Below are 14,690 nucleotides of genomic sequence, written 5' to 3'. Positions count from 1 at the left end.
TTTTTACCTGTATTAGGATTTATTATGATTACTTCGCCGGTTAGTCCTGTATCTAAGTTAGATGGTGTTGGTACCACGATATTTAGTGTTATTGGTCAGCTTGCTAGTGAATTTAATGCGATTAATTTGTCTCAAGGATCACCTGATTTTCCTTGTTCTGAAGACCTGCGTAGACAAGTTGAATTAGCGATGCAGGCGAATCATAACCAGTATGCACCTATGACTGGTTTGCCGAGTCTGAAAGAACAAATATCACTAAAAATCAAAAGCTTGCATAATCAAAATTATGATCCTGACGAAGAAGTCTTAATTACGGGAAGTGCAAGTCAGGCGTTGTATTCCGCCATATCTTCATTAGTGAAACCTGGAGACGAAGTCATCTACTTCGAGCCATGTTTTGACAGCTACGCTCCGATTGTTCGATTGCAAGGTGCGAAGGCTGTTGGTCTTAAGCTGACCGTGCCGGAATTTAAAATTGATTGGGATCTGGTTAAAAGCACATTAACGCTTAAGACAAAAATGATCATTTTAAATTCACCACACAATCCATCTGGCAGTGTGATGAGCCAAGCGGATTTGGACACATTGGCAGAACTCATTAGAGATACCGATATTATTGTTCTTTCTGATGAGGTGTATGAGCATGTTATTTTCGACGGTAAACAGCATTTGAGTGTATCCGGTCACAAAGAATTGGCTGCACGCAGTGTGGTGGTGACGTCTTTTGGTAAGACTTTCCATGTTACTGGCTGGAGAGTGGGGTGTTGTGTTGCTCCGGCTGCCATTATGAATGAAATTGTAAAAATTCATCAGTTTATGATGTTCTCTGCAGACACTCCGATGCAATACGCTTTCAGCGAGCATATGAAAGACTCAAACACTTACCTTGGTCTATCGGATTTTTACCAGAGCAAACGAGACTTGATGATTCAGGAATTGGCCTCGGGGCCTTTTGAAGTCTTACCTAGTTCTGGTTCGTTTTTTATGCTGATTCATTATGGGCATTTAACGCAAGAGAGTGATTCAGAAGTGGTTAAGCAATTAATCTGCAAGCATGGCGTTGCAACGATTCCATTATCTGCATTCTACAGCGACGGCACGGACAACAAGTTGCTGCGTTTATCCTTTTCGAAAGAGCAACAGACCATAGTTAATGGCGTTAGAGCCTTGAATACTTTTCGTTAGAGAGAGGCTAATGGTTGAAGTCTCTCGTTAATCTGATGAGGGGAATACTATATTTAGTGCATTAACAGCACATTTATAGTGCGTTAATTTTTTAGTGATTTGTGGAGGAAAAAGCGTTCAGTTAGAAACAAAGTATTCTCCGTACTTTGTGCAAAAATGTTATCCAATGGTGAATTTTATTTTAATTATCCGCGTGATTTTGGATTAAAAACCAATTCTTAAGGAATTAAAGTTTACTTTTACCGTTTTAGTTTTCTGGCATGTTATCTGCTCTAACCATAAAAATAAGGAATGCATAAATGAACCTATCTATGCATTGAAATAAAAATCATGAGCAGATTCATTTGAATACACTCTTATTTGCATAAGGGTAAAAAGGTTCAAAACACAAAAATCAATTACATAAGGAACAATTATGCGTATTAATACTTTACTTACGACAGCTTTACTGACATTTAGTGTTTCTGCGTCTGCTGAGACTCTTAGAATAGGTACGAGCGCGGACTACCCACCTTGGGAATCCGTTGACAGTGCTGGTGAAATTGTTGGTTTTGACCGTGATATTGGTGATGAAGTTTGTGCTCGAATTGGTGCTGAATGTGTATGGGTAAACCAAAATTTTGATGGTTTATTACCTGGTTTGGCCATTGGTAAATTCGATTTAGTATTGGCGGCTTTATCTATTAATGCTGAGCGTGAAAAGAATGTTGATTTCTCCATTGCGTATGCTGATTCTCCATCGAGCTTTATTATCTCTTCTAGTAACACAGTTGAGTCTGATATCGACACAACTAAGTTGTTAGCTTTTCTTGATGGAAAGAAAGTCGGTGTTCAATCTGGTACCACCCAAGAACAAGTTGTTATTAACCATATTCCTAGTGCTCAAGTGCGAGTTTATGAGCGCCCAGAGCAAATCCTTACTGATATCAAAGCCAAACGAATTGATGCTGGCTTCACTCAGCGTAGCGCTTGGGATGGCTTAGTCGGTGAAAACCCAACGGATTTTAAATATGTAGGCCCTCTATTAAAAGGTGGTGATTTTTCTGAATTGGGTCGTGGTCAGGGTATTGTGATTCGTAAAGGCAATGCGGAGCTTAAAGCACGTGTTGATGAAGCACTGAAAGCCATGATGGAAGACGGAACGATTGTTCGCCTTTCGAACGCTACGTTTGGTTATGATTTGAGTGCGCAATAAGCTCACTTTTTATAATTAACATGTAGATTAAAAAGGCCTGCGTCATGAATACGTTAACATTTCTTCAACCTTATCTTCTAACCTTATTAGAAGGTGCTTTGATCACACTTGAAGTTTCAATCTCAAGCTTTGCTATTGGGCTTGTGATTGCACTATTCATGGCGCCACTTTCCATATATGGGCCTCATTATGTTCGGTTTTTGATCAAAATATACGTTGATACATTTCGAGGATTGCCTGAACTCTTAATTATCTTTTTCTTTTACTATGGCGGCACGGTTCTGCTAACGAATATCTCAGGGAGTTATTTTGAGGTAAGCGCATTGGCGGCTGGCATTTGTGCGTTGGCCATTGTTGCCAGTGCGTATTTGACTGAAATATTAAGAGCCGCGTTATTGAGCCTTGATAAGGGGCAATGGGAAGCATCTTATGCCTATGGTTTCTCTCAAATTCAGATATTTCGTTTCATTGTGTTACCTCAAGCAATTCGGCGTGCTGCGCCGGGAATGGCAAACCAATGGCTGGTTAGTTTAAAAGAAAGCGCTTTGGTGTCTGTTATTGGTCTTGAGGAGTTAATGCGTGTCACCGTTGTTGCTGCTGGATCTACTCAACAGCACTTACTTTTCTATGTTGTCGCTGCGGCTTTCTATTTATTTATATCCTATGTATCCCAAGTCATTATTAACCGCATGCAGCTTGGTTCTCAGTTAGGGAGAGGGTAAATGATGTCAGCTGAATTATTCACTCGTGCATTTCCAGTGGTTCTAAATGGGCTTTGGATGACGGTATTGCTCACTGTTGCGTCCTTTGTATTAGGGCAAATTGTGGCTTTACCATTAGCGCTATTAAGAGATTGTTCAAATAAATTTTATCGTAAGTTATCAGGAGCTTTTGTTTTTATTGAGCGAGGAAGCCCATTACTGATTCAACTTTTTATTATTTATTATGGGTTAGCAAGCGTGCCTTTCATTCAAGAAAGCTTTTTTTGGCCTGTGTTACGTGAGCCTATGTACGCCGCTATTTTAGCCATCGGATTAAATTCTGCAGCCTATACATGTGAAGTTGTTCGAGGGGCAATCAAAGACATTTCGAAAGGGCAGCATGAAGCGGCAATGGCTGTGGGCCTATCGAATTTCATCATCTACAGAAAAATCATTTTGCCTCAAGCTTACCGAAACATCTTACCTGTTATTGGTAATGAAGCGATTTTGGTGCTTAAGGCCACTTCAATTGTTAGCACGGTTACGCTGATGGACATGACGGGTATCGCGAAGAGCTTCGCTGCGAAAACCTATGCGCCTTTTGAAGTGTTAATTATTGCAGGTGCTTTCTATTTACTCCTTGCATGGCTTTTGAGCCGTGGCTTTCGCTTCATTAGCAAAAAAGTAGAGTTGCCTTCTTAATCATTTTTTGTTCTTCCATGCTTATGTGACTTTTCCATAATTGAGTCTTGATAGAAAAACAGATTACAACGCGAGCATTATCATCCGAGGTATTCAAGTGAGCTTAGAAAATACAAAGTTAGCCGTAACAGAGTTGCATAAAAAATACGGTGATAATGAGGTCATTAAAGGCATTTCTTTAAAGGCCAAAGCTGGTGATGTGATTAGCATCATTGGCTCTTCTGGCTCGGGTAAAAGTACATTTTTACGTTGTTTAAACTTCCTTGAAAAACCCTCAGAGGGAAGTATCCATATTGGAGGGAAGTTTATCAATATGGTGCGAGACTCAGATGGTCAGCTGAAGGTATTTGATAAAAAACAACTGCAATCACTGAGAACAAAACTTACCATGGTATTTCAGCACTTTAATCTTTGGAGTCATATGAGTGTGCTGGAAAATGTGATGATAGCCCCGATTGAAGTCTTGGGAGTGAATAAGCAAGAAGCTAAAGAAAGGGCGATTGGTTATTTAAGAAAAGTAGGCATTGATGAAAAAATGCAGGCGCGTTATCCATCACAACTTTCAGGTGGCCAGCAGCAGCGCGTGTCCATTGCTAGAGCACTTGCAATGGAGCCTGAAGTGATACTTTTTGATGAGCCGACTTCGGCCTTAGACCCTGAGCTGGTGGGCGAAGTGTTGAAGATTATGCAACAACTGGCAGAAGAAGGAACGACCATGATTGTTGTAACACATGAAATGAGCTTTGCACGTAACGTCGCAAATCATGTTGTCTTTTTACATCAGGGTAAAATTGAAGAGCAAGGTTCACCGGATCAAGTATTTGATCATCCTAAAAGTGAGCGTCTACAACAATTCTTGTCTGCGGCATTAAATTAATCTTACTTGTTGCTGATATTGATTATTAGCGTTTGCGGGCGAGACAATAGTAAAAAGGGGAGCTATTTAGCTCCCCTTTTTACTGTGTGATGTGAAAGAGAAAAGGGCTATTTCCCTTGGGATTCTAAGTTGGCTTTCTCTTCCGCTGCTTGAATGCTTTTCTGTATCAAAGGGGAAATAGTTAAGCCCTGAACAATGATAGAGAAGATAACGACAACATAAGTGATGATGACCATGATGTCATGAATATCCAAACCTTGAATGAAGACTTTATCGGATGGAATCGCGGCTGCCATTGCCAAAGCAAGACCTCCTCTTAAACCGCCCCAAGTCAGAATTTTCACAGAGTGTTTGTCGTAACTGCGGTAGCGCTTGAACACTAAATACGGGCTGCCAACACTGATAAAACGTGCGAATAAAACCACAGGAACCATAAGCAAACCTAAGCCGATGACCTCCCAACTTAATGGCATAGCAACAATGAGCATGCCTATGATCAGGAAAAGTAGGGCATTTAAGAAGCTGTCAGTGGCATGCCAGAAGTCTTTTACATAACGAGTGCCTTCTGGGCCGCGTCGTTTAGAAGCTTTTTCACGAGTGATGTTGCCGAGCAAAATACCGCTTGTCACCATGGCTAATGCGCCTGAAATCTCCCAGATATTGGCTAAGGCAAAACCAGCAGAAGGAATGGTTAAGGTAACCAGCAAACGAGTGTTGACGTCTTTACAGTTGATGATAGTGAAGTGACCCAGTAGCGCGATAGCGAGGCCGAATAAAATGCCACCAATAGCGTCAGTCAAAAACAGCTCCGCAACGTCATGGAAGTTGGCTTCTGTACCGTAAAAAGCCACGGCGAAAATAGTTGTGAAGATAACCAAGCCGACACCGTCATTAAAGAGAGACTCTCCTTCCACTTGAATGGAAATGCCTTGTGGCGCGCTCATTTGCTTGATAATCGCCAAGACAGCGATAGGGTCTGTTGGGCTGATTAAAGCACCGAACAACAAGCAGTAAATAAATGGGATTGGGAAGTTAAACAGTGCAAACAGGTAATAGCTTAAATAGCCGACTAAGAAGGTGGAAACCAGAGTGGAAAACAGCACCAAGATGGTGATTTCCCAGCGTTGTTTTCTTAAGGCGGTTAGATCGATTTCCAGTGCGCCAGCAAACAGCAAAAAGCCTAACATGCCTTTAAGAAGCAACTGGTTAAAATCAATGCCACCGACGACCTGAGTAATAAAAAGGGCGGTTTCATCCCCTAGCATTTTTACAGCAATGATTAATAGTAAAGAGATCACCACCGAGCCAGTTGTAATGGCGATTGTGGTTTGCATCTTTAAGATAAATTGGTTGGTAAAGGCGATAAAAACCGCCAAAGCTGATAAAAAACAGATGAGATACCAAGCGTTCATTTGTGTGCCTTCATTTAGGTAAAGTCATAATTAGGTAGGTTGGGTGTGCTACGGACGAGCAATGGCAGGCATTCTATATGCAAGGCTGGTGGCTGTCACGGAATGAAGTGGTTAAAAAACGACCTGTTTTTATGAGAATCTGAGTTGTACTTTTTTGCTGTTGCTTACTTGGCTTTAATTCCTCAGAAAAACGCTTGGAACCAGAAACAAAGGAAAGAAAATCATAAAAAAGCGTAGGTTTATGATAGAAAAAGATAAGTCGATTTTGGTTTTTGGAAAGAATGTAGATTTTTAAATTTATTGTAAAGATTTTGATAAAAATGAACCGTTACAATTAAAAATATTATTTACAGAGTAAATCTAAATAAAGGGGCAAAGTGTAAAGACGCAAAATACCAAGACGAGTATAATCTGCGCATATTTACAGAATTTAATTTTATAGCTTTATTAGAGGTTTCTTTATGGCAACACCATCTCAACATGATTTACGTAATGACTTTCGAGCACTCTTAGCGAGCGAGCAATGTTATTACACGGCATCTACTTTTGATCCTATGTCTGCTCGTATTGCAGCAGATCTTGGTTTTGAAGTAGGTATTTTAGGTGGTTCTGTCGCTTCGCTTCAGGTTTTAGCGGCACCGGATTTCGCATTGATTACATTGAGTGAATTCACTGAGCAAGCAACACGTATTGGTCGAGTTGCACGTTTGCCTATTATTGCCGATGCCGATCATGGTTACGGTAACGCATTGAATGTGATGCGTACCATTACTGAGTTGGAAAGAGCGGGTGTTGCGGCGTTAACAATTGAAGATACTTTATTGCCAGCAAAATACGGCCATAAATCGACGGATTTGATTCCAGTTGAAGAGGCGGTTGGTAAATTAAAAGCAGCAATTGAAGCGCGTATTGATCCTGTGATGAGCATTATCGCACGTACAAATGCAGGTCAATTGAGCACAGAAGAAACCATCCAACGTGTAAAAGCTTATCAAGCTGTTGGTGTAGACGGCATTTGCATGGTGGGTATTCGAGATTTCGCTCACTTGGAAGAAATTGCTCAGCATATTTCTATTCCGATTATGCTGGTTGCGTACGATAACCCAGAATTGCGTGACCGTGCTCGCCTTGCTGCAAACGGTGTTCGTATTGTTGTTAATGGTCATGCGGCGTACTTCGCTGCGATCAAAGCAACTTACGATTGCTTGCGTGAACAACGTGGCATCGCAGAAGGTACTTTGAACGCTTCTGAACTTTCAACGCGTTATTCTACTTTGGAAGATAACCGCGTTTGGGCATCTAAATACATGGATGTTCAAGAATAATTCGATTTTTCATTATTGGGCTGTTTTGTTTGGCCCTTGTTGATCGATAAATAAATAGAAAGGCCCTTTCAACTTACGTTGGAAGGGCCTTTTTTATGATGTTGCTAAGCGTGTGCTTATTTAGCCTGAGCTAACCTAAAGCGTTGTAGCTTGTTGGTTGCTGATATCAGAATCATCACTAGGGTTCTTTTTGATCTTAGCAATCAGGTTATGTATGTCTTCTTTGATCATAAGAAGCACTGGGATCAACACCAAGGTAATGACGGTTGCGAACATGATGCCGTATGCCAAGGACACGGCAGCTGGAATCAACATTTGCGCTTGTCTTGAGGTTTCCCAAAGAATAGGAATCAAACCGGCGAAAGTGGTGAAAGACGTCAACAGAACGGCACGTAATCGACTACGACAAGCCAAGCTTATGGCCTTTTTAACATGATCGGTTTCATGGCGCAGATCGTTAAAACGTGACACAAGTAACAAGCTATCGTTTACCACCACACCGCTGAGAGCAAGAATGCCGTTCAGAGAGAAAATGCCCAACGTTAAGTCGTTCATCCAATGACCAAGCAAAGCACCGATAATACCGAATGGAATCGCCATCATGATGATCAGCGGCTGACTGTAAGACTTCAACGGAATTGCCAGTAAACCATAAATGATTAACAAGGCAATAAGGAACATTTCAGACATGGACGACTGAGTTTCGGCTCTTTGTTCCGCTTCACCAGAGAAATACACAGACACACCTGAGAACTGGCGTTCCATTTGTGGCACTACCGCTTTCTCTAAATATTCGACAACCTCAGTTGAAGACATTTCGTCTTTATCCACCTCGGCAGATAAATACAAAGAGCGTTTGCCATCAATCCGAACAATCGTGGTTTCTGCTGCTTCTTGGAATAAAGTCGCCACAGAAGACAAAGGAATGCGCGTGCCATCGTCCAGTGTGATTTTAGTGTTCATAACAGCAGAAGGGGATTCTTGCTGGTCGTTAGGATAACCCAAACGTACTTCCACTTCGGCATTGTCTCGTTGATATTCCTGCACCACTTGACCGTCGAAATTGGTCGACACTTGAGAGGCAAGATCGCTGGTGGATAAGCCTAACAAACGACCCTGTTCGGTGAGCCTTAATACCATTCGAGATTCAGTCAGTTCTGTATTTTGCTCAATACCTGTGACAGCGGGTAAGGTTTCTAGCTGTTTTAATAATTCATCCATAGCGCCGTTTAACACGCTGGAATCATTGCCTCTTAGTTCTATTCTTAATGCGTCAACGGTTTCTCGTGCGCTTCGAATTCTTAGGTTTTTCACGCCTTCTGGCATGCCAGACAGTTCTTGCCACTTAGCCGCAAATTGCGCAGAGGTGTAAGGTCGATCAGTGACGAGTTCGATCCGAATATTGCCGGATTGCTCATCGCTGGACGTTACCTGAATGTTTTGAATTGCCACATCACCTTTGGGCTCTGGTGGTTTCTTCATTGCTGGGCGATTGCCAGCTTCTGCTTTGGGTTTAGCTGTATTGTCGCCACCTTCGGCATCTGGTCTTGGTGGACGGCGGCGTTCACCAGTATCGCTTCGTAGGGCAATATCCGCTTTGTAAGCCGCTTCTTCTAAGGTTAACAAGACGCGGCTGGTTTGACCGTAACTCACATCGTTGTACATAGTGAGACTGCCTCGTACAGTGTCACCCGGAATTTGGGGGAAGAAACTAATACGAATAGCGCCAGTGAACGGCATGGACATCACCAATAGGAAAACCGCAAAGAAGAAAATACAGATCGCATATCTGTGGTTTAGTGCTATGTCGATGCTTGGCTTATAAATGCGATCACTGAACCATTGTAAGCCGTTATCCGCACCTCTTTGAACCAAGGCCCAACCTTTTGCTATTGGATTAGTACGAGTGGATTTACGCGTATTAATATGAGCCAAGTGAGCCGGTAGAATGACTTTTGATTCAATCACAGACAACACAAGACAAATCGCAACAACAATGGCGAATTGAGAATAAAGTTGCCCTAAACGTCCTTCAATATTGGATAGCGCCCAAAAAGCCGCCACTGTCGTAAATACACCGAACAGAGTCGGCACCGCCACAATCATGGTGCCTTTGATGGTGCTGCCGAGCGTATCGCCTTCTTTGGATCGCACCGTATAAATACTTTCCCCGACCACTACGGCGTCATCCACCACTATCCCTAAGGCCATGATAAAGCCGAAGGTGGTGAACATGTTCAAGGTTAAGCCGATGCTTTCCGTTCCCATGAAAAAGAGGGTGCCGAAAAAGATAAACGGTAAACCCATGGCAACCCAAAATGCCACTGTGATGTTTAGGAAAATGGCTAGCAGTACAAAGACTAGGAACACGCCTGTCACCGCGTTTTCGACCATGAGCTCTAAGCGCTGGTTAATGGATTCACTGCGATCGTACCAAGTATCTAAACTCACATTTGGAGGTAAGCGGCCGCTGTCTTGCCAATCTTGAATGACGGCTTTTGCAGCAATAACCGAATTGGATATATCGCTGGTGCCTTTGGTGAGTACTTGAATAGCCAAACTGTTCTGACGGTTGAAGCGAGACAAGACAAACTCGTCTTCGTCAAAAACGTCGCGAATATTGGCAATATCACTGAGTAAAAGCTTACCGCCATTTTCGTTGGTTCTGACTGGAATTTGCAGGAATTGGCTTTTGATATAGGCCTGCTCAGACGCACTGATGCTTAGGTAGATATCCTCATTGCGTAGCGTTGCGACTTTCGCTGTAGAAGACTCTGCATTAATCGCGGTGGCGATGTCTGTTAGTGTCAGGCCGTAGGCTTCGAGCTTATTCCTATCCACTTCAACCATCATGGTTGGGTCTAACCAACCTGTGATAGAAGTAGCACTTATGTCTTCACTGGCGAGCAGGTCTGATTCCAGTTCGTCGGTTAGCTTTTGCAAAGTACGACGATCGGCGTCCCCATAAAGTTGAATCCAGATGGAGTGTTCTTCACGAACTGCCTTGCTAACAACCACAGGGTCAGCGTCGTCTGGGAAAGAGGTAATTTGGTTAATTTCGTCTTCAACATCTTCTTTTAAAACATCGATGTCATATCCATCGATCATTTCGATGCTCACACCGGTTGAGCTTGAGGTTGACGAGGTGGTGATGTTTTTAATGCCAGACGTGCCTTGTAACGCTTGCTCGATAGGAATGGCAATGCCTTCCTCGTTTTCTTTGGCGGAACCACTGTCGTTACTGACGGAAATCGAAACCCTGTTAGGCGATAAGCTAGGAAACGCTTCTTTGTTGATGGAACCCATATTGATCACACCCAATGTGATCATCAGGATTAGCAATAAGTTCGCAGCAACTGGGTTGTTCGCAAACCAAGGAATAATGCCTTTGTGTTGGTCGATAGGGCTCATGGATTATTGCCCTTTGCTGCTGCGTTTGTGGTTTTTGTTGGTGCTTTAATCGGATCAACTAGCGTGCCTTTGATGTAGCTGTTGTAAGGCTGCACGAGTACTTGGTAAGTTCCTTCTCTCATGCTTTCTGGAACTTGAATATAAACGTAGTTTGAATCCACAAAACGAGGTGTTGTTTCAAAGGCGCTCAAGCGCTTGTCTTCGTCCAGATACCATATTTCGCTTTTTTGGCTTAAGGCTGTGTTCGGTAAACGCCATAAGTTTTCAAGCTGTTTGCCTTGTAGCGTGATGCCAACAAAAGAGCCAGGAATCAGCTGAGGTGTTTGTTCCAATGGCTTGTCTAAACTAATAATGAGGCTGCGCATGCGTGTTGATTCATCAATGTGCAGGCCAACACTGAGTATTTTCCCTTGCCAAGTAGCGTTGTCATCGACGCTGCTGATGGTCACTGGCCAATTAGAGGTAAGCAGAGTTTGGACGTCTGGTAACTTGAGCCAATCACTGCTTGATAGATCGACTTGAATTTCAGCACGATCAATACTGTAAAGTGTGCCTACTTCGTCTCCGCTGCTGAGATAAGAACCAGGCGAGATCGAACGCTCTACAACCAGAGCATCAAAAGGGGCAATAAGCTTGGTGTTTTTCAAATCGTTTTGCGCGTTTTCTAATTCGGCTTTGGCAGCGTCATACTCTGCTTGGGCTGCGGCAAGTTGTGGTTCTCGTAGTACAAGGTCAGAGTCTGGTGCTTCATCAAAACCAGATGCTTCCCATTCTGCTCTGGCTTGCTCGCCTTGGCGTATTTCTTCTTTTAGTGCGAGTTCCGCGCTGGCTAATGTGTTTTTCGCGCTTGCCACATCACTGTTTAATTCGGTGTTTTTAAGAGTCGCCAAAAGGTGGCCTTTTTTGATGACTTGGCCTGACTCAAATTGGTTCGATATTTGTGTTACTTCACCGCTCACTTGGTTGGTTAATGTTAGGGAGTATCTTGGTTCAACCAAACCAGATGTATTTATTGAAGAAGCATAAGTACCTATTTCGGCATCCATGACGGTTATTTGCAAGGCTTGCTCTGGCGCTTCTGGGCGAGCTTTTCGTACCTTGTTGTTTTGAGCTTCAACCGCGCTGGTAATGTAGAAATACACTCCAACAATCGAAATTAGGGCCAATATTAAGGTGATCCATAGTGAAAGGCGTTTCATTCTTCGTTTACTCCAAGCCCTAATGCGAGCCCTAAATCGACTCGGTTTGATAAATGTTGATATATGATGTCGTCTAATTGTGCTTCCAGATCAAAGGTAGTGGTTTGCACATCAATCAGGTCACTGATTTCCACAAGACCTGAGCGGTATTTTTTCTCATACTGACTGAGGTTTTTCTTTGAGCTGTTTAAAGCATCGCGAATATGTTGTGTCTGTAGAGACAAGACTTTCTCCTGTCCCAATGTGTTTTCAACTTCGTTTACGGCAGTTAATAAGGTTTCACGGTAGGCTTGAAAGGCTTGCGCCGTTTCTAATTTTGCTACTTCTGCTGCGGCTTTTAATTGACCACCTTGATACAGCGGCTGAGTCAATTGCGCTAATAAAGTCCAAATAGGTGAGCCGAACAGGGCGCCCGTTGGTGAGGCAGCGGTTTCGCTTAATGTGGCGCTGAGGCTAATACTCGGTAGCATGTCTTTGTAAGCCACAGAGGTATTTAAGTCTGCGGCTTCAATGTCTAGATAAGCGGCTTTTAAATCAGGGCGACGTTGTAGAGCTTGCTCTGGTAAGTTGCTGAAAGATAAATTGACGTCAGGATAATCTGCATTGGCGACAAAGTTGAGCGAATCCGCACTTCCTAAATACAGCTGTAAAGTACGCATTTCAATGGCGAGTTCTTCTTGATATTCCACTAGGTCTGATCTTGATTGTGAGGTGGATGTGCGAGCTGCATCCAGTTCTTCTAGGTCACCAAGACCATTTTTGAAACGTTTTTGAATCAGTAATTCGTTTGCTTCTAACAGGGTTAAACGTTTTTGTTCAATGTCTATGGCGTGTTGTTTGGCTGTGATAGCAAGCCAAGACTTAATGACATTTGCTACCAATGTGTCACGGCTCGCTTGATAAAGCGCTTCGTCGCTGGCTAGAGCCTTGGTAGAGGCTTCTTCTGAATTAGCGAGCTTTTGCCAAAGATCCAATTCCCAGCTGATTTTTAGGTCGGCATCGTAACTGATGTTGTCGCCTTCAGTTTTATCTGCGGAAAAGCCTGCTTCAACACTTGGTAAGGAATCACCATGTTGGCTTTTAATATCCCACAAGCTGGCTTGTAAAGTGAGTTGAGTTTGTTGAAGGCTAGGGTTCGCCTCAAGAGCCTGTTGAATGAGAGCATCTAATTGAGAGTCTTGAATTAAATCGGTTAAGTAACTTACAGGAGCCACTTTATCGAGATCTTGCCATTGAGCGGATTTTTGCTCGCTTACGGTATCGAACTCACTTTGAGCTAATTCGGCATAGTTTTGGCGGTTTTCTGAGTTACTACCTGTGCTGCTACACGCTGCCAAAAATAAACTAAGGCAAAGTACTCCAGTATTGCGAAACGGCCTGTTCATCATTCAATGAATCCTAATGAAAATAAGTAAATATATTGAGTTCAACAACGCGATTTATTATGCAAAACAATCAATTTGATATGCTTTCTGATCAATTTAGTTGTTCAGATATTACATTTTGCTCTACTCAGAGTATCGTATTTTCTGTTTAGTTCATTAAATAAAATTTTCACTTCTTTACATAATGAAACCAGTATAAACAAAGTGTGTAGGAGTGGTGTATTGATATATTGAGCTCATAGGTTATCAACGATAAGTGTTATCATTTGCATTTGTTTGTTTTTTACATAGAATAGCTCGCCTATTCGAACCGCTACGAAGCTTTAATTCATTCATTTTAGATGCTGAAAATAAGGGATTTTTTATGTCTTTATCTCGAAAATTAGGTTGTGTTGCTTTTGGTTTATTGTGTGCTCTTAACTTGTATGCTGCAGATATTACGGTAGCGACAAAGTTCGGTGATGTGGTTGTTAAAGATGAGCCTAAACGTATTGTGACTGTATACGAAGGTGGCTTAGACGGCGCTTTCGCTTTGGGTTTTAAGCCTGTTGGCGCCATTTCAACTCGTGGCGGTGATGGTGTTGCAAGCTACATTCAAGAGATCGCCAAAGATGTTCCACTAGTGGGCAGCATGCGAGAATTGAACATTGAAGCGGTTGTTGCTCAGCGTCCTGATGTGATTTTAGCGCCATATTACTTGCCAAAAGAGCAGTATGACTTGTTGTCTAGAATTGCACCTACTCTAGTGCCTGTAGAAGGTGGTATTGAGCCAGATACTTGGATTAATGAGTTTCGCTTTTACGCAAAAGCGTTAAACCGTGAACAATTGGCAGAAGACATTATTGCTAAAGTTAATGACCGTATTGCCAGCATGAAGCAAATGGTGGAAGCGAAGATTCCTGCGGATCAACGTGGTGCTTCTTTGTTGCGTTGGATGCCTCAAGGCGCGGTTATCTTAACGCCAAAATTCTTCTCAAATGCGATTCTTGCTCAAACTGGTTTTGATGTGACTGACGCAGGTTTGGTGAAAGCGGGTCGTCCACACAGCAGCCCTTTAAGTCTAGAAAACCTTCCTAGCATTGATAATGAATGGATCTTTATGGCGACATTAGACGATGAAGCAAGAGATGCATTGGCTGCGGCTGAAAAATCACCTGCTTTTGCTCGCTTAGAAGTGGCGAAAAAAGGTCACGTCATTCCAGTTCATGGACAGCTTTGGACAAGTGCGACTGGTCCGATTGCAGCGCAAGCGATTCTAGATGATATCCAAAGCGTGCTTGACCATAAACTTCATTAAT

The 14,690-nt window shown here is 42.6% G+C and carries 11 protein-coding genes; 7 read left to right on the top strand and 4 right to left on the bottom strand.

Translation table 11 applies throughout. The features are described from left to right. Nucleotides 1-24: 24 nt before the first annotated feature. From ACMUMQ_RS05310 to hisP, 5 genes are all read left to right on the top strand, one after another. Nucleotides 25-1,185 carry a methionine aminotransferase gene (locus ACMUMQ_RS05310; protein ID WP_414680969.1) on the top strand — a complete coding sequence of 387 codons (1,161 nt, stop codon included), beginning with the start codon at nt 25-27 and terminating at the stop codon, nt 1,183-1,185. 415 nt (nt 1,186-1,600) lie between these two features. Next, nucleotides 1,601-2,380, top strand: coding sequence for a transporter substrate-binding domain-containing protein (locus ACMUMQ_RS05305; RefSeq protein WP_414680968.1), 780 nt, complete (start codon nt 1,601-1,603; stop codon nt 2,378-2,380). A gap of 44 nt (nt 2,381-2,424) precedes the next feature. Next, complete coding sequence (locus ACMUMQ_RS05300; RefSeq protein ID WP_414680967.1) at nt 2,425-3,102, top strand: amino acid ABC transporter permease; 678 nt, start codon at nt 2,425-2,427, stop codon at nt 3,100-3,102. After that, nucleotides 3,103-3,783, top strand: coding sequence for an ABC transporter permease (locus tag ACMUMQ_RS05295; protein WP_414680966.1), 681 nt, complete (start codon nt 3,103-3,105; stop codon nt 3,781-3,783). A gap of 97 nt (nt 3,784-3,880) precedes the next feature. Next, nucleotides 3,881-4,660 (top strand): histidine ABC transporter ATP-binding protein HisP, encoded by a 780-nt coding sequence (gene hisP / locus ACMUMQ_RS05290; RefSeq protein WP_414680965.1) that lies wholly within the window; start codon nt 3,881-3,883, stop codon nt 4,658-4,660. A gap of 107 nt (nt 4,661-4,767) precedes the next feature. On the opposite strand, the gene ACMUMQ_RS05285 is transcribed toward hisP, so the two are convergent. After that, nucleotides 4,768-6,072 carry a cation:proton antiporter gene (locus ACMUMQ_RS05285; RefSeq protein WP_414680964.1) on the bottom strand — a complete coding sequence of 435 codons (1,305 nt, stop codon included), beginning with the start codon at nt 6,070-6,072 and terminating at the stop codon, nt 4,768-4,770. A 461-nt stretch (nt 6,073-6,533) separates the two neighbouring features. Here ACMUMQ_RS05285 and ACMUMQ_RS05280 point away from each other — a divergent pair, with 461 nt between their 5' ends. Next, nucleotides 6,534-7,397: an oxaloacetate decarboxylase gene (locus tag ACMUMQ_RS05280; RefSeq protein WP_317004550.1), complete on the top strand. Its 864-nt coding sequence runs from the start codon at nt 6,534-6,536 to the stop codon at nt 7,395-7,397. A 135-nt stretch (nt 7,398-7,532) separates the two neighbouring features. On the opposite strand, the gene ACMUMQ_RS05275 is transcribed toward ACMUMQ_RS05280, so the two are convergent. Genes ACMUMQ_RS05275 through ACMUMQ_RS05265 form a run of 3 tightly spaced genes read right to left on the bottom strand, consistent with a single transcriptional unit; the run spans nt 7,533 to nt 13,395 of the window. After that, entirely contained in the window at nt 7,533-10,808 is a 3,276-nt protein-coding gene (locus tag ACMUMQ_RS05275) for an efflux RND transporter permease subunit (protein WP_414680963.1), read from the bottom strand. Further along, complete coding sequence (locus tag ACMUMQ_RS05270; RefSeq protein WP_414680962.1) at nt 10,805-12,007, bottom strand: efflux RND transporter periplasmic adaptor subunit; 1,203 nt, start codon at nt 12,005-12,007, stop codon at nt 10,805-10,807. Before ACMUMQ_RS05270 ends, ACMUMQ_RS05275 begins: the two co-directional genes overlap by 4 nt. After that, entirely contained in the window at nt 12,004-13,395 is a 1,392-nt protein-coding gene (locus tag ACMUMQ_RS05265; RefSeq protein ID WP_414680961.1) for a TolC family protein, read from the bottom strand. Before ACMUMQ_RS05265 ends, ACMUMQ_RS05270 begins: the two co-directional genes overlap by 4 nt. A 361-nt stretch (nt 13,396-13,756) precedes the next feature. Between ACMUMQ_RS05265 and ACMUMQ_RS05260 the strand changes: the two genes are divergently transcribed. Beyond that, complete coding sequence (locus ACMUMQ_RS05260) at nt 13,757-14,689, top strand: ABC transporter substrate-binding protein (protein ID WP_414680960.1); 933 nt, start codon at nt 13,757-13,759, stop codon at nt 14,687-14,689. Nucleotide 14,690 lies beyond the last annotated feature (1 nt).

Origin of the sequence: Marinomonas algae (genome assembly GCF_047525555.1) — a bacterium.
Taxonomy (GTDB): domain Bacteria; phylum Pseudomonadota; class Gammaproteobacteria; order Pseudomonadales; family Marinomonadaceae; genus Marinomonas.
The sequence above is the reverse complement of the archived record's forward strand: the minus strand, read 5'-3'. Positions and strand labels throughout refer to the sequence as shown.